The organism is Sphingobacterium anhuiense (genome assembly GCF_042686355.1).
In the GTDB taxonomy this organism is placed as follows: Bacteria; Bacteroidota; Bacteroidia; order Sphingobacteriales; family Sphingobacteriaceae; genus Sphingobacterium; species Sphingobacterium anhuiense.
Genome location: NZ_JBHUPE010000007.1, coordinates 481,817 through 497,730, shown reverse-complemented (window position 1 = coordinate 497,730; position 15,914 = coordinate 481,817). Strand labels below are relative to the sequence as shown.

Here is a 15,914-nt window from a genome sequence, read left to right as displayed (position 1 = left end):
CGCGATACTACTATTAGAGTCTCTCGTCAATGAATAGGCTGTGACGTATCTCAGATGCGCTTGCGAATCAATTTTTTAAAATGTGGTAATAAAAAATATTAGGATAATTTCTGCGACTTTCCTATACTTGCATTAAATTAGATTTATTCTAAATAACAATGAAAGACAAAGATAATAGTACTGTTGATTTTCGATTCTCTGAAGGGTTTGAGCTCCTCTATAGACGAACTGCTGATCAGTTGTTCCATATTATTTTTCGACAGATTGCGGATAAATCGATTACGCAAGGTTTGGTTCAAAATATCTATTTGAAATTGTGGGAAAGAAGATTTGAACTCAAATTGGATCTTCCTGTAGAGCATTATCTCAATCGAGCAGCAAAACTTGCAGCATTAGACTATTTAAAAACTTCATCAAGAAGAAAACATCACCTACAGGAGATTCTGGATCAACAGGTAGGCGTAACTCAGGAAACAGAGCACGCTATTTTATTTGATGATCTGAAGTTTCAGATCAATGGGATTACGGATCAACTTCCTCCTAAATGTAGAACGGTATTTTTGTTAAGTCGGGAAGAGGGATTAAACATCCGTGAGATTTCGAAAAAACTTGCTATTGCTGAAAAGACGGTGGAAGCTCATTTAACAAAGGCTTTAAAGACCATCAGGTATTATCTCGAAAAAAAAGTCTAAAAAAAACAAATCCGACTAAGGGTATTTGTCCAGTTAGCCAACTAGTTTATTAAAAGGTATATTATTTTGGAAATAACCCCAGAAATTTTAAAGCGTTATAATAATGGAACTGCTACTGTTGCGGAAAATGCCGCGGTGGAGTTGTGGCTTGAAAATGACGATCAGGCTGAAAGCACTCTTCTGCCCGATGAACTTCAAGAAATGAGATCGGAGGTATGGAGTAATATTCAGAATATCACCCAGAATGGAAATGAAGTTATTTCAGGATCTGTTCCAAAGATAGGTCGCCTCTATACCAAAGTGGCGGCAGCTGCTGTCCTATTATTTTTATTCAGCGCTGGAATATATCAGAAGTTTAATTCGACTTTATTAGATCATACTACTTCTGAAGGTGTTGTCTTTACTTCCGGTAAGGGGCCCATGGAAGTTTTGGGTAATCATTTTAAAATTGAATTTTCAGGATATCTTCAAATCATCAATAAATCGCACGAACCTAAGTCTATTGAATGTATAAATGGTGAGAAGTATACGTTAGCTCCAGGACAGACTTATTATATGGAGACGATTGCTGGCAGAAATTATTTAATTGCTGAGGAAACACTCTCTCCTGAGGATAATTATGTGCGGTTTGTAACTGGTGACGTTGAAGTTTTTACAGAGACAATTTAGCCTATAGGATTGAGCGATGAGAATTATTGAAAAACAAAGAATGTGGACGTTGCTTTTTTTATTCTTTACTTATCTGACTTCTTGCGATTCTTTCAATAGGCCACTGGACAATGATGGAACTATTGTGATTGGCACGCGGGTTAATACGCCAAAAGGACGTGTTTTTTATCTTGGGGCTTACGCTGGTATTCCGGAGCAGGTGGATGCACAGGATATGCTTATGTTGGGCAGTGATGTATCTATTTATTCTTACGGTAAGCATCCCTATGTTTGGGACGGTACCACTTCTCTTTTAAAAAAATATGCTGTAGATAATAAGATGAATCTTGAACCTCTGGATTCTATAGATCTGAGAGGTATAGCTAATCGCAGTTCTTTTGGTTCTGTTGCCTTCATTTCTGAGACTGAAGCTTATGTTTTTTTTCTAGGGGAGGGCAAAGTCGTGCAGTTTGATCCTAGTACGATGAAGGTTTCAAAGTTAGTCGTGACCGATGTTTTACCTGGAGGTCCTGATCCTAAAGTTGGCACAAATACTTACTATTCATTTATAACCAATGACACAACAGTTCTTTTACCAGTAGGAGCCAATCCTGGTAATTTTGGCAGATTTCCTGATCGTGCGTCAGTTGCCGTATTCAATACTAAAACAAAGGTAGTTAAATACAATATGGATAGCCGGATGTCTATTGGCTATCATAATTTTGCTCAGGATGTAGCGAATGGAGAGCTGTATTATAGACCTTCAAAGTATATCGCCCGTATTCGCGACTATGTTCCGGCGCAGCACAATCCTCCGATAGGTGGTATATTGCGTATGAGGTCAGATGGTACTTATGATCCTGATTTTTTTATTGATCTGGAAAAGATCTTGAAGGCACATTGTATTCTCTCGGTGATCAATGTTAGAAATAAAGAGGCTCTTGTTCAATATATTGAGCATGGGTGGAGTGTACCTAAAGATCCTGGAGAATGGTATAGTGGACCAACGCAGGTTGCAAGGGTAAACTTGGAGACACTGAATGTGGAAAATAATGATTATTTAAATACTTATGGCGCCCTTTATCCTGTAGGAGAGGTGGATGGAAAGCAATATTATTCGAATTTTGGAGCAAATGATAACAAGTACCATTTTCTAGAATTTGATGACTCTGGTGATTTTATTGATCGCGTGACATCTGTAAGCGGCAGTGGTATATATATAGCACGTCTGAAATAGTATCGTAAAACATATGTACTGTATAATCAGCTGTTTTCATGCAGCTGTGCTAAACCGCGACCTTTACGTTTCTTTTATTGAAATTTATTATCGTTTATATATTTTTATTTATTTATTGTTTCAAACATGAAATTACTTTTATCAATTATTATTTGTAGTCTTTTACCCTTTTTGGGACTTGCACAAAAGCAGGATAGGGTGAAAGGGAAAATTATGCTTTCTGAAAGCATGCCGGCAAAGGATGCGCTGCTCAGGTTAATAAATACAGCCTATCAGTCGAGGACAAACGAAAAGGGTGAGTTTTATTTTAATGATCTGCCCTCGGGACAATATATTCTGCAGGCTAGTATCAATGATGTTGAGCTGATTAGGGAAAACATACTGATTGACCAAACGCATTCGGAGCTACCTGTTATCTATGTGATCAAAAAGATGAATAATCTTGATGGGGTTACCATATATGGTTATCGCCGTAATAAATTTTTAGATCGTGACAGTACTTCAGTTGCTAAAATGCCGTTGTCGTATATGGAGAATCCACAATCTTATAGTACCGTTAATCAAACGATTATGAAAGAGCAGATTACGACCGATTTGTCGGATGCCTTGAAAAATGCTCCGGGTATCGTCAAAATGCAGGGTAGTCCAGGTCGTGGAAATGGTGATGGTAGTTTTTACTATAGTTTACGTGGTTTCCCTACGAAAGTATCCATGGTTGATGGTGTCCCTGCTAATACAAATGGTGAAATTGATCCAGCTGATGTCGAGCGCATCGAGATTATCAAAGGGCCGTCAGGTACACTGTACGGCGGAGCCGTCACATCTTTTGGAGGTCTAATCAATGTGGTGACCAAAAGGCCAAGGGATTATTTTGGAGGAGAGGTGTCTTATACATTTGGCAGCTTCAATCTCAATCGACTTACTGCAGATGTTTATGGACCGGTTACAACGAATCGGAAAACACTTTTTCGATTAAATTCTGCTTATCAATATCAGAATGGCTTTAGAGATTCTGAGTTCAGAAAATCATTCTTTGCAGCACCCAGCTTTAGTTATCAGGTTAATGACCGTCTAGTCTTTAATTTGGGTGCACAGATTTACAATTATGAGGGAACGAATACGCCAATTATTTTTTTAAGCAGGAGCCGTCAATTATTTGCAAGAACGCCTAAAGAGTTAGGATTTGATTGGAGCAGATCTTACTCGAATAATGATATGACTTTGAAAGCTCCTGCCATTAATGTCAGGTCAGAAATTAATTACCAGCTATCGGATAGCTGGACTTCTCAAACGCTAATTTCCAGAAATTTTAGAAAAACCGAAGGTCTGTATCAATATCAATTTATTCGTGGCAATACTAGTGATGCCTTATTGGAGCGGAATGTACAGTGGAACAATTCCGAAGGTAGTTCGACCAGCATACAACAGAATTTCAATGGCACCTTCCAAATTGGGGGTATTCAAAATAAGTTACTGATTGGTTTTGATTATTTCAATCAATCTTTACGCAATAACCATTCACCTATTGTAAAGTATGACACCATTAATGGACAGGATTTAGAAAGTGATTATGGTTTTATTTCTAGAGAGCTAGCGACAGCAAGTATTCAGAAATCTAAATTAAATATGTTAAGAAACTATACGTCAAGTAATGTTTATGGCGCATACCTTTCTGATGTGGTTTATCTGACAGACCGTTGGACTACGCTATTAAGTTTACGTGTGGATCATTTTGATACACGTGGTCAGTTGAATTTAAATACCAATGTGCGCGATGGTAATTTTAAGCAGACGGCTTTGTCTCCTAAATTTGGAATGGTTTATCAGATTCTTAAAGAGCGCCTATCTGCTTATGCAAATTATATGAATGGCTTCAAAAATGTGGCACCAGTGAGCCAACAGCTTGAATCTTATAGTGGAGTTATGAAACCACAGTTAGCTAATCAATGGGAAGCCGGACTGAAATCTAACTTTTGGACTAATCGCTTCAATTTTACAGCTTCTTATTATGATATTGTTGTCAATAATATGAGCCGTGATATCGAGGTATTTGAGGGGGATAAAGGTTATAAGATTACGATACAAGATGGAGAGCAGCGCAGTAAAGGTGTGGAGTTTGAGCTTATTACTAATCCGGTTAGAGGATTAAATATGATGGCTGGATATACCTATAATGATAGTAAGTATCAAAAAGCTAATCAAGAAGTTGATGGACGCAGACCGACATCGGCTGGGCCGGCGCATGTTTTTAATTCGTGGATCAGTTATGTTTTTCAAACGAATACTTTACATGGTTTAGGATTGGGTTTTGGCGTTAACCGTGTTGGCGAGCAGATTTCTGTTGATAATAATATTACAGGGCGATTTACTTTTCCTGCTTATACGTTGGTGAATGCTTCCGTATCTCTGGAGCGTGAGAAATATCGATTTGGCTTTAGGATGAATAATCTAACCAACAGTAATTATTTCGCGGGAGATGGAGTTATTGTAGCGCAGATGCCTCGTAACTTTGCAGCGCAACTTAGTCTGAAGTTTTAGCATTAAGTCGAGTCATGGCAATGCTAGCAATCGTTCGTCAATACTCGTTATTATAATGGCTAACGTGGTAAGGAAAGTATTTTCAACTAATAAAGGGACTGTATCGCAATACAGTCCCTTTATTAGTTGATATTTTTTTATACTATTTTACTGGAACAAATTTCCAAGTATCGTAGTATTTGTTTGATCCGTTTTGACCAGTAGTGATATAACCTACATTGTCGATTCCAAATCCAACAGCATCTTGTCTAGCTTGACCTTGGAAAACTTGGTTGTCAGCATTCCAAACATCAGTTGTTGGGTTATATTCCCAGATCGTGTTGATTGTCGTGTTTTTTCTACCACCTACTACATATGCTAGATTGTTCAATACAAAAGTAGATGCGCTTGAACGTGTTAAGTTGTATGTGTAAGAGTTATCACTACGATCTAAATCATTTAATGGAGTCCATTTAGTACCATCAAATTTAAAGAAATCTTCAGGGTATGAGCTATTATCGATACCACCACCTACGTAAGCGACGTTATTGATGACAAAAGCAAATCCATATCTTCTGTTCGATTTTAATGGGCTTTCTACAGGAGTCCATGAATTAGCAGTAGGATCATATTTGTAGAATGATTTAACGTTTGTATTGTTATCGTTTCCTTTAGAACCAGTACCTACATAACCGAAACCACCAATTGAGAAAGCAACCGCACCGTAACGAGCTGCGTCAGCAGGTAGGTCAGCAATTTTAGTCCAAGTGTTAGCTGAAACATCATATTTATAGAAATCTGACAATGCATTTGCGCCATCATAACCAGACCCTACATATCCATTGTTTCCAATTGAAAAAGCAACAGCAGCATAACGAGCTGATCCAGGAAATTCAGCCTTTTGAGACCACGTTCCTGAAGTTGCATTATATGCCCAAATATCTTTTTTAGGCACAGATACTTGACCTTCAGTAGCAAGACCAGTTGCTACATAAGCGATATTGTTAATTAAGAAAGATACTGCCCCACTTCTTGCGCCACCATCGAAAGCAGAACCTTTAGTCCATTCTGTTACTTCATCTGTAGTATCATCATCCTTTGATTTACAAGAGTAAGTAGAGAAAGTAACGACGCACGCTAATAATATTAGTAGCCAATTTTTCTTGTTCATAAACTGTTAAAATTTAGTATATAAGATGTTTAATTTTATTCTTGGTTTGTTATTTGCATCCTTTGCAATAATAAGTCGATCTGTAGTTGCGAATAAACTACTTTGCGGCACACTCAAGAATAAAGATGTGTTAAAGTAGCTATCTTTTTTTATATTATTAACATATTCGATCATATTAAACGTATATTTTGCATTCGCACCAAACTCATCTCCTCCTGCCAAATACCCATATTGAACAGGATCTTGCTGTCCCTGTTGCTGTAAAAATACGGGTGTAGTAACGATACTTACCGGATTTCCACCAGCATTCGCGATCATCAACACGACGCGAGCAGGAGGGATAAAAAATGAATTACGATATTTATTTTCTGTTTCTATAACGAGTTCAACCTTATTGATCGCTACAGTAGGATCGTTAACTAAATCCAATAATGTTGGAAAAGTTAATTTAACGACTGCTCCTGTGCTACCTTCGAGAAATACGTCACCGTTCGTTGTGGTGCTTTTCAATTCTGGATTTGTAACACTTAAAGTGTTGAATGCTGTACCTGAACGGTCAGCTTCTACATTATTAAACTGATAGGCTTTGTTTCCCAAATTAAATGAAGTGGATTTACTCACTTTAAATCCTTCGTCGTTTATATAGTTATAATGCACCTGCATACTCACGGTATCTTTAAAACCGATCATAGCTGTGTTATTATTTCCAGGGACAAGAGCTATTCCTTTGAAGTATTCATTGAAATTGTCATTGGATGCAATATTTCCATGCCCATCTTTGATATAAGAAAATAGTGTGTTTCCTAAGTTGTCATTCAATCGGATTGCGATTGAATCTAGTTTTTTGACAAAAGGTTTGAATGACAAAGATCCTAAAGCAGTTGTTTCATAAGTAAATTTTTGATTATTATAAACTGCTGCTCCGTTGACATAATACGGTAATTCATTTGTACCGGATCCTGTACTGACTTCTTTTAATGTAATCTGCTGCGTTAATTGGTGAACAGATAATGTTTGTGTTTTCGTTGTATCTCCGTAAAAATATTTGTTAGGCTTTAGCACAAAAGTAATGGAGTCGTATTTTGCTGCTGTTGGGATCGAACCGGCGATAATGTTATCGATAGCCATGCGCATATAAGACGTCGAAAGAACAGATCCTGTTGTGGTATTCGAAATTTTTCCGGCTAGAATCATTCCTGTTCCAGACGTTGGTACATCATCTAACAGATAAGTTGATGTATTCACCTGAAAGGTATCGATAGGAACTAGTCCTATGGATTCATCTCTTGAATTGTCTAAAGAGAGCGAAATATCTTTATTACAAGCTGAAATGCCTATCAGTAATAACGCTGAGAATAAAAATTGGATACTACGTCTCTTAAAATTTCTTATCATGCTTAAAAATTGAATATTGCAAATGTAATCAATGCGCATTGTTAATCAGTGTTATATTTTGTTAAATATGGTTAATTACCAAGGCGAATGCAAATCTAGTAATTTAAATTTGTTTTTAATTATGGCAAATAAGTTTAAATTATTGATAACACTTTCGGTATTAACAGGTATCGGGATGATTAGTATCTTGGGTATCTGGCTATACGGAAGTTACAATAACCGGCTTGATCTGTTTCTTTCTTCAGCAGAGCGGAGTATGTTTAATGTTGTGCAAGATGTGTATCAAGCCCATAGCAATGATCTAAAAAGTGATCAGGGCGGGGCATTGGGAAAATTACGGAAAGAATTAAAAGCAAGATATACAGATGCTGAGATAGACTCGCTATTTAAAGATTTTGGATCCTATTACAAACAGTCAAAAGCCGGACCATCTCGAGGAGGAAAGACGATGGGATCACCCTATCCGCACGGAAAGTCGGGAGGAGAAATGATGGCACCTTATTTATTTTCACAGATTGATGTCACTCCAGCGATGATCGACGAAATAAATGAAAAGTTTGCCTCTGCTTTAGAAGCTAAGGGAGTCCGCGCAGAATATGATGTTACGACCGATATTTTTCCAAGGGATAGTTTGTTTGCTATCCGTAAGGAGTATAGAGCAAAGAAGTTAGCGTGGACAAGACCGATATTGATAGATGCTTCGGACAGTCGGTTTTTAATCGTCAAATTTAAGCGGGTATGGAAAAATCTCCTGTTTGATTTGGGATGGCAGCTGGGTATTGCTATACTTTTGATCAGTATTTTTGTCGGTTCATTTCTCTATCTCTTTAAAACAATCTTTCGACAGAATCGATTGGCTGAGATGCAAAAGGCATTTGTTAATAATATGACGCATGAGCTGAAGACCCCTGTCTCTACTGTTATGACTGCTATCGAAGCGATTCAACTCTACGGGGTAAAAAATGATCAGGTGAAGATGGATCGTTATTTGGCCATTTCCCGTCGTGAACTTGATCACTTGTCGGATATGATTGATCGGGTTCTTCAATTGGATGTTGATGAACGAAAAGGTCTTAAACTTGAAAAAAAAGAGATCGATCTGATGCTCGTTTTAACGAATGCGGCAGACACCTTTTGTATCAATGTCAGTAAGGATGTGAAGATTTCTATGAACAGTTCCATTCCTAAATTAGCATTAAATGCCGATGAATCGCATCTCCGCAATGTTATTAATAATTTACTAGAAAATGCAGTCAAGTATTCTGCTGATACTGTTGATATTATTATAGATGTCCATGACTATAACGATTATATTGAGTTTAGTGTTGCCGATAAAGGAAAGGGCATCGCTCCGGAGTATCAGAAAGAGATTTTTGGTATGTTTTTTCGTGTTCCTGAAGGTAACTTACATCCGGTAAAGGGTTTTGGAATCGGCTTGGCCTATGTGCGCCAGGTGATACTGCAGCATGGAGGTAAAATTACAGTGAAAAGTAGTCCAGGTAAAGGTAGTACCTTTACGATCAAAATACCTAAATAAGCAAATTTTATGATTGATATTTTATATGTTGAAGATGAAGCAAGCCTGGCACTTATTGTTGCTGATAGTCTGGAGATGAACGGTTTTTCAGTAAGACATTGTCAGGATGGGCAAGTGGCTCTTCGTTTATTTGAAAAGCAAAAGCCGGATATTTTGCTTATTGATGTAATGATGCCAGTAATGGATGGCTTTACGTTGGCTACACATATAAGAGCCTTAGACAGTCAGGTGCCGATTATTTTCCTTACCGCTCGTGTGCAGACAGAAGATGTTGTTAAAGGTTTTCATTTGGGGGCGAATGATTATGTTAAAAAACCTTTTCGTATTGAAGAGTTGGTCGTTCGGATCGAATCATTGGTTAAGAGCAGTCCTAAAATGCAGCTTAGTCAAAATTTAATGATCGGAGATTATGTCTTAGACAGCTTGAGACAGACACTTAGCTATAAAGGCGAAAGTATTAAGTTGTCTTATCGGGAGAGCGAATTGTTAAGGAGCCTCTATGAAAATAGGAATCAGGTGATTCCTCGTGAAGATATCATGAAGACCTACTGGAGTTATGATAAATATTTTTCTGGAAGAAGCCTGGACGTATTTATAAGTCGAATCAGAAAATATTTGAATCAGGATCCACGGATCAAGATTAGCAATATACGAGGTATAGGTTATATGCTTTCTGTTGAGGAATTGCTTTGAAGGCGTTCTGTAGCGCTAAGTTTTCTGGACTTTGGTCAGCTCTTGAGAATATTATTTTTAAGTTACAATTGAGGGACTCTGTAAAGAAAAGAATAAGTATATTTAAAGGAGTGATCTGAAAATGGAGAAGTATTTATCAGGGGTCAATTAAGAAGAACGAATTGAATCATTTGCTTTTATATTTAGGACGATTATAATTGGGTATAAACGCAAATTTATCTAAGTTTGTACGCTGTAAAAAGGAATAAAAAAATGAAAGATAGTGTATTGAGTAGAAAAGAGAAAATTGTTCGTGAGGCATTGAATTTGTTCTCAGAACAAGGTTATGCAGATACCTCTACCAAAGCTATTGCTCAAAATGCGGGTGTGTCTGAGGCTTTAATTTTTAAACATTTCGGCAATAAGGATGCTTTATTGGTTCACCTTATTAAGGCTGGCTATCGTAAAGTGCTGACACATCATAAGGGTATGATGACTTACCGTGATTCGAAGGATTTTTTACGTAAGATGATCAATTTACCGAGTAAGCTGGTCGCTGATGAGCCTATCTTCTGGAAATTACAAGAGCGTCTTTCCCATCATCCTTTTTCAAGACAACAGCATGAGCAGTTTATGAAACCGGTGCAGGCGATTATTGTGCGGGCTTTTAAGGAGCTGGGATATAAAAATCCGGACTTGGAAACCGAATTTTTATTGATTGTAATCGATACTTTATGGAAAAAGGAAGCTAACGGTGAACTTGATCATGCGATGGAGCTAGCCATATTATTGGAAGAGAAATATAACTTGATATAGGTTATATTTTTTTGATCAATAATGCAAGTTTATGCATGTTTCATAAAATTGTTGCACAAACTGTTTTTTATTGTGTGAAAAATACCCGTTATTCGTATTCTATTTTAAACAAAAAATTATGTTAAAAAAACTAGCTTTGGGTGTTGCCGCACTGGCATCCTCCATCTCTTTTTCACAAGCTCAAGATAAGAAGGATTTTGTGAAGTATATTAATTCTCCCCATGTTTGGGTTGATTCTGTATTTAATAGCTTGACACCTAAAGAACGTATCGCCCAACTTTTTTTGGTGCGTGCCCATACCAATCTGGGACAGCGTTATATTGATTCTGTAGCACAGGTTGTTCAAGATGAGCAATTGGGCGGTCTTGTTGTATTTCAAGGTGGGCCGGTTCGTCATGTGGATATGTTCAATCGTTATCAGCATCTCTCGAAAGTGCCTTTATTGATCACTTTTGATGGGGAATGGGGTTTAGGCATGCGTCTTCCCGATTCAACGCTATCTTATCCTTATCAGATGACTTTGGGAGCTATACAGAATGATCAATTGATTTATCAAATGGGCCAGGAAGTTGCAAAAGATTTTCATCGGATTGGCATGCATTTTAATTTTGCTCCTGTTGTTGATATTAACAATAATCCTAAAAATCCAGTTATAGGATTCCGTTCTTTTGGTGACAATAAAGAGAATGTCGCAAAAAAAGCTAAAGCATATATGGATGGTATGATGAATGGCGGCATTATTTCATCACTAAAGCATTTTCCGGGACATGGTGATACTGATGTTGATTCTCATCATGACTTGCCGCAATTGACCTTTACAAAGGATCGTTTAGAGGCGTTGGAAATGTTTCCATTTAAAGAATTAATTCGTGCTGGTGCCCCTGCTATTATGGTCGCTCATATGAATATTCCAAGTTTAGACCCTACTCCTAATATTCCCTCTTCCATTTCAAAACCTATTGTGACAGGAATACTACGTGAAGAGCTAGGTTTCCGTGGTTTAACGGTAACCGATGCAATGGATATGAATGGTGTGAAAAAGTTTTTCCCTAATGGTGAAGCTGACGTGATGGCTATTATTGCAGGTCATGATTTGTTGGAAGTATCTGAAAATAGTAAACGCGCTATTGACCTTGTATTGAAAGCAATCGTGGAAGGCCGAATCAATCAAGCGGATTTGGATGCGCGTGTTAAAAAAGTACTCGCCTCAAAGCTGTGGTTGGGTTTAGATCAATATCGTGATGTGAATACCGTAAATCTATATACGGATCTGAATAGAACCTCTTCAAAGCAACTGATAGACCAATTGGCTGCATCATCGGTCACGGTTTTGAAATCTACGGATAAAATAAAATCATTTAAAAATTCAGAAAAAACGGCAATTGTCAATATCGGATTAAAATCTCCTGGCACTTTTCAACAGATAATGGGCGATGCGCTGACTAATGAAACTCAGTATTTTGTTACTGATGAAACAAGTGAGTCGGATTTAAAGAATATCATCAAAGAAGCAAAGAAAAATAAACAGATTATACTTGCGATCCATGATACACGTTCTCGTCCAAGACCTGAAGTGCCAGCGAATAATGAGGTAAAGAATTTGGTTAAAAAATTGGCTAAAAAATCAATTGTTACTTTCTTCACGAATCCTTATGCATTGGATGGTTTTAAAGGAGTCAATAAAAGTAAAACTATTTTAGTTGCTTATCAAAATGATGATTTTATGCAACGTGCTGCAGCAAAAACAATTTTAGGGCAAAATATTGCTACGGGGAAATTACCTGTTACCATCAATAAATATTTCAAGTACGCGTCGGGTAAATAACTGGCCGCAATTCTTATAAACAAAGAAGGGGCTTATCAATTGATAAGCCCCTTCTTTGTTTATGGATAGAAATATAGTTATTTTTTTTCTTGGATGATCATATCTGTCATCACTTTAGCACTTTCATCCTGTACAAAGTCAAATTCCATTTTAGGTTGTGGCTTACCCTCTTCCCATAAAGGTAGACCTCTTTGTTTCAGTAAAGCATTTACACGATCTCTATTTTTCTTTTGGAAATCATCACGCTCTTTTTTAAACTTATCAAGTTGTAATGGAATTTTAGTTCCCTCGTCGCGTTTTTCAAAGGTTGCAATGTCTTCCAGTAAAAACTTGTATTCTGTCGAGTTTTTCATTCTCGCTTCGTGCTCTTGTTCTAGCTTTTTGTTCAATGCAGATAGATCTGCTACTTTTTTATACGTACTTGATTTGATCTGATCCCAAGGTAAAGCAGAAGGCTCAGAACTCTCACCGAATTTTTCTGCAGAATACTGCGTTGGGAATGTCACATCTGGGCTTACACCTTTATGTTGTGTGCTGCTACCATTTACACGGTAGAATTTCCCTAATGTAATATTGATCTGACCATATTCTGGCGCACCATTTGGGGTGTCAGGATCTTTTTCGTTTTGTGCTTTTAATAATAATTTACTTGTAGGACTGATCACGCGTGCCATATCAACAGCAGACTGTACCGTACCTTTACCGTATGATTGAGAACCTAAGATGACACCACGGCCATAATCCTGTATTGCACCGGCAAAGATTTCAGACGCTGAAGCTGAGAAACGGTTAATCATGACGCCTAGCGGTCCATCCCATGATACACCTGCATTTCTATCTTCTTCCACATCAATGGTATTACGGACATCACGTACTTGTACTACTGGACCTTTGTCAATAAATAAACCTGTTAGGTCGATTGCTTCTGGAAGTGACCCTCCGCCATTGAAGCGTAAATCTATTAAAACAGCATCTACTTTTTCCTGTTTTAAGGTATCCAGCAATAAGCGCACATCGCGGGTCGTACTTTTATAGTTTGGATCACGCTTACGGTATGCTTCAAAATCCATGTAAAATTTCGGTATGTTGATGACACCAACACGATAATTCTTGCCATCCGCACCTTTAACAGTTAAGATTTCTTTTTTCGCAGATTCCTCTGCTACTACAATTCGCTCTCTTGTTAATGATACTATTTTCGGGTGAGATCCAACCGGCTGACCAGCAGGTAAAATCTTTAAACGAACAATTGTTCCAGCAGGACCTTTAATTTTAGCAACAGCTGCATCTAATCTCCAGCCGATGATATCCTCAAATTCTCCATCTTTCCCTTGTGCCACACCTACAATTTTGTCATCAATGGCTAAGCTTTTATCTTTAAATATCGGTCCCCCAGGAATGATTTCACTAATTGTCACCATTTCATTGTCGATGGTCAATCGTGCACCGATACCTTCAAATGTATTAGCCATACCCTCATTGAAAGCCTGTGCAAACGATGGGTTGAAATACGATGTATGTGGATCAACCGCATCAGTTAATGAAGTCATGATGACCTGGAATGCATCATTTGAATTTATTTTCTTTCCCTGAGAAATTAAATTGTTATATCTTTTGCGAAGGGTTTCCTTCTGTTTAGTTTCTGTACTATCTGTTTTTTTAACAGTTGTCATTTCCAGATTTAACAAATCATATTTCACACGATGTTTCCATTGAGTATCTGCTTCTGCTGTGTTTTTGAACCAGCCTAACTTCTCACGGCTTGGTAAATAGCTTTCATCGATCGTGAAATCTTGTTTTACATCTACTTGCTTCAATGCATATTGCATGCGTTCTAAGTAGCGTTTAGAGTATACATTGAAAATATGAAAAGGAGCAGATAAATCACCATTACGGAAATCCTGTGCGATTGAATTTCGATATTGCTGAAACTCGTCGATATCAGATTGCAACAAGTAGTTTTTTCCCTGATCTAAAGATTTAATTAAGTTATCAAATACGATTTTAGATATGGAATCATTCAGCTGTACTTTTTTATAACTGGTCGATTCTAAAAGTCCTGCAACTTCTTTTGCTATGACTTCGTGTTGCGCGCTAGGCTTTAGACCTCCTTCTACTTCGCTTAAATTAACACGGGGCTTCGAGCCACAGGAGACAATTGAAATAACAAAAAGGGTGAATATTAGCTTTTTAAACATATTTTCTATAATTTTAATAGTCATTTTTATATATTGAGATAGCGCTTTAAATCCAAAGAGCTAAATTTAAATAATTTCAGTTCATAAATTTCAACAAATCAACAAATTTATTTGATATTTTAATTGAAAAATATGCACTATTTTATATTTCTTTTAATAATAACTCATTTTAATGAAGTTAAGTATGTTTTCTGAAAAACCAACCGTTCCTGTAATAATAATGTTATGTGATCCATCATTTCCTAAGATAGCATCATTATGTCTTGCTAATGATCGATTCAGTCTATACATTAAACTGTTTAGGAAGGCCCATTTATATCATTGAAAACTAACACTAATAAATAACCGAGTGTCACGAGCTCATTTATACCATTGAAAACTAACACTAATAAATAACCGAGTGTCACGAGCTCATTTATACCATTGAAAACTAACACTAATAAATAATTTTTTCTTATGAAAGCCTTAATAATGACAATCATATGTTTTTGTGCCACAGAAACGAGTTTCGGTCAGCTTAAGCCTGTGCGTTACTCCGATGGAGATCAGGCATTAGCTGGTTTAGTAAATACAGATGCAGGCGAGGGTGCTCCTGGGGTTTTGATTCTTCCTGCCTGGATGGGTATTGACGATGAAGCGACACAGGCAGCAGTACAGCTCAGCAAGGAAGGTTATATTACATTTGTTGCAGACATCTACGGAGAAGGAAATAAACCCACTACTGCTGCTGAAGCGGGGCAACAGGCTGGCAAATATAAGAACGATCCCAAAGCATATCAGAGAAGGATCCGTTTAGCCCTAGAACAGCTTGTAAAAGCTGGGGCAAGTCCACGCCGTTTGGCCGTGATTGGCTATTGTTTCGGTGGTACCGGAGCGCTTGAAGCCGCTAGGGCCGGTATGGAAGTTCAAGGTGTTGTTTCCATACATGGCAACCTTGGTAAAGGTAACCGCCCAGATGGCCCAATCAAAACTAAAATATTGGTTCTACATGGCGCCGCAGATCCTCATGTATCTCCGGAAGAGATCGCTAATTTCAGAAAAGAGGTGGAGCATGCAGGAGCCGATTGGCAAATGATCTATTATGCCGCCGCAAAACATGCCTTTACCAATCCTGCCAGTAGTGATTTCGAACCTTTAGCAGCGCAACGTTCGTGGAAACATCTACTTATATTCCTACAGGAAATATTGAAATAAAAGCTTAAATCT

Annotated in this window: 12 protein-coding genes; 9 read left to right on the top strand and 3 right to left on the bottom strand. The window is 37.6% G+C overall.

Features of this window, described 5'->3' with window-relative positions; genetic code table 11:
* Positions 1-158: 158 nt before the first annotated feature.
* From ACFS6I_RS18725 to ACFS6I_RS18710, 4 genes are all read left to right on the top strand, one after another.
* Positions 159-692 carry a sigma-70 family RNA polymerase sigma factor gene (locus ACFS6I_RS18725; protein ID WP_380922951.1) on the top strand — a complete coding sequence of 178 codons (534 nt, stop codon included), beginning with the start codon at positions 159-161 and terminating at the stop codon, positions 690-692.
* 66 nt (positions 693-758) lie between these two features.
* On the top strand, positions 759-1,361 hold the full coding sequence (locus ACFS6I_RS18720; RefSeq protein ID WP_380922949.1) for a hypothetical protein: 603 nt from the start codon (positions 759-761) through the stop codon (positions 1,359-1,361).
* A 16-nt stretch (positions 1,362-1,377) separates the two neighbouring features.
* Entirely contained in the window at positions 1,378-2,577 is a 1,200-nt protein-coding gene (locus tag ACFS6I_RS18715; RefSeq protein ID WP_380922947.1) for a hypothetical protein, read from the top strand.
* 126 nt (positions 2,578-2,703) lie between these two features.
* A complete protein-coding gene (locus ACFS6I_RS18710; RefSeq protein WP_380922945.1) occupies positions 2,704-5,115 on the top strand; it encodes a TonB-dependent siderophore receptor in 2,412 nt (803 codons plus the stop codon).
* Between the two features lie 142 nt (positions 5,116-5,257).
* On the opposite strand, the gene ACFS6I_RS18705 is transcribed toward ACFS6I_RS18710, so the two are convergent.
* Complete coding sequence (locus ACFS6I_RS18705; protein WP_380922944.1) at positions 5,258-6,265, bottom strand: Kelch repeat-containing protein; 1,008 nt, start codon at positions 6,263-6,265, stop codon at positions 5,258-5,260.
* Between the two features lie 6 nt (positions 6,266-6,271).
* Positions 6,272-7,660: a hypothetical protein gene (locus ACFS6I_RS18700; protein ID WP_380922942.1), complete on the bottom strand. Its 1,389-nt coding sequence runs from the start codon at positions 7,658-7,660 to the stop codon at positions 6,272-6,274.
* Positions 7,661-7,781: 121 nt separating this feature from the next.
* On the opposite strand from ACFS6I_RS18700, the gene ACFS6I_RS18695 reads away from it, so the two are divergent.
* The 4 genes from ACFS6I_RS18695 to ACFS6I_RS18680 all read left to right on the top strand — a co-directional run bounded on the left by ACFS6I_RS18695 (position 7,782) and on the right by ACFS6I_RS18680 (position 12,510).
* On the top strand, positions 7,782-9,197 hold the full coding sequence (locus ACFS6I_RS18695; protein ID WP_380922940.1) for a sensor histidine kinase: 1,416 nt from the start codon (positions 7,782-7,784) through the stop codon (positions 9,195-9,197).
* 9 nt (positions 9,198-9,206) lie between these two features.
* On the top strand, positions 9,207-9,890 hold the full coding sequence (locus ACFS6I_RS18690) for a response regulator transcription factor (RefSeq protein WP_380922938.1): 684 nt from the start codon (positions 9,207-9,209) through the stop codon (positions 9,888-9,890).
* 252 nt (positions 9,891-10,142) lie between these two features.
* Entirely contained in the window at positions 10,143-10,685 is a 543-nt protein-coding gene (locus ACFS6I_RS18685) for a TetR/AcrR family transcriptional regulator (RefSeq protein WP_021188632.1), read from the top strand.
* A 118-nt stretch (positions 10,686-10,803) separates the two neighbouring features.
* Positions 10,804-12,510 carry a glycoside hydrolase family 3 protein gene (locus ACFS6I_RS18680; protein WP_380922936.1) on the top strand — a complete coding sequence of 569 codons (1,707 nt, stop codon included), beginning with the start codon at positions 10,804-10,806 and terminating at the stop codon, positions 12,508-12,510.
* 77 nt (positions 12,511-12,587) lie between these two features.
* Here ACFS6I_RS18680 and ACFS6I_RS18675 read toward each other — a convergent pair whose 3' ends face one another.
* Complete coding sequence (locus ACFS6I_RS18675) at positions 12,588-14,708, bottom strand: carboxy terminal-processing peptidase (RefSeq protein ID WP_315401754.1); 2,121 nt, start codon at positions 14,706-14,708, stop codon at positions 12,588-12,590.
* Between the two features lie 456 nt (positions 14,709-15,164).
* Here ACFS6I_RS18675 and ACFS6I_RS18670 point away from each other — a divergent pair, with 456 nt between their 5' ends.
* Positions 15,165-15,902, top strand: coding sequence for a dienelactone hydrolase family protein (locus ACFS6I_RS18670; RefSeq protein WP_380922934.1), 738 nt, complete (start codon positions 15,165-15,167; stop codon positions 15,900-15,902).
* Positions 15,903-15,914: the final 12 nt, after the last annotated feature.

Excerpts from the sequence above, each read along its gene's own strand:
- ACFS6I_RS18725 (WP_380922951.1), top strand. The coding sequence starts at position 159 with ATGAAAGACAAAGATAATAGTACTGTTGATTTTCGATTCTCTGAAGGG.
- ACFS6I_RS18715 (WP_380922947.1), top strand. The coding sequence starts at position 1,378 with ATGAGAATTATTGAAAAACAAAGAATGTGGACGTTGCTTTTTTTATTC.
- ACFS6I_RS18710 (WP_380922945.1), top strand. The coding sequence starts at position 2,704 with ATGAAATTACTTTTATCAATTATTATTTGTAGTCTTTTACCCTTTTTG.
- ACFS6I_RS18705 (WP_380922944.1), bottom strand. The coding sequence starts at position 6,265 with ATGAACAAGAAAAATTGGCTACTAATATTATTAGCGTGCGTCGTTACT.
- ACFS6I_RS18700 (WP_380922942.1), bottom strand. The coding sequence starts at position 7,660 with ATGATAAGAAATTTTAAGAGACGTAGTATCCAATTTTTATTCTCAGCG.
- ACFS6I_RS18695 (WP_380922940.1), top strand. The coding sequence starts at position 7,782 with ATGGCAAATAAGTTTAAATTATTGATAACACTTTCGGTATTAACAGGT.
- ACFS6I_RS18690 (WP_380922938.1), top strand. The coding sequence starts at position 9,207 with ATGATTGATATTTTATATGTTGAAGATGAAGCAAGCCTGGCACTTATT.
- ACFS6I_RS18685 (WP_021188632.1), top strand. The coding sequence starts at position 10,143 with ATGAAAGATAGTGTATTGAGTAGAAAAGAGAAAATTGTTCGTGAGGCA.
- ACFS6I_RS18680 (WP_380922936.1), top strand. The coding sequence starts at position 10,804 with ATGTTAAAAAAACTAGCTTTGGGTGTTGCCGCACTGGCATCCTCCATC.
- ACFS6I_RS18675 (WP_315401754.1), bottom strand. The coding sequence starts at position 14,708 with ATGTTTAAAAAGCTAATATTCACCCTTTTTGTTATTTCAATTGTCTCC.
- ACFS6I_RS18670 (WP_380922934.1), top strand. The coding sequence starts at position 15,165 with ATGAAAGCCTTAATAATGACAATCATATGTTTTTGTGCCACAGAAACG.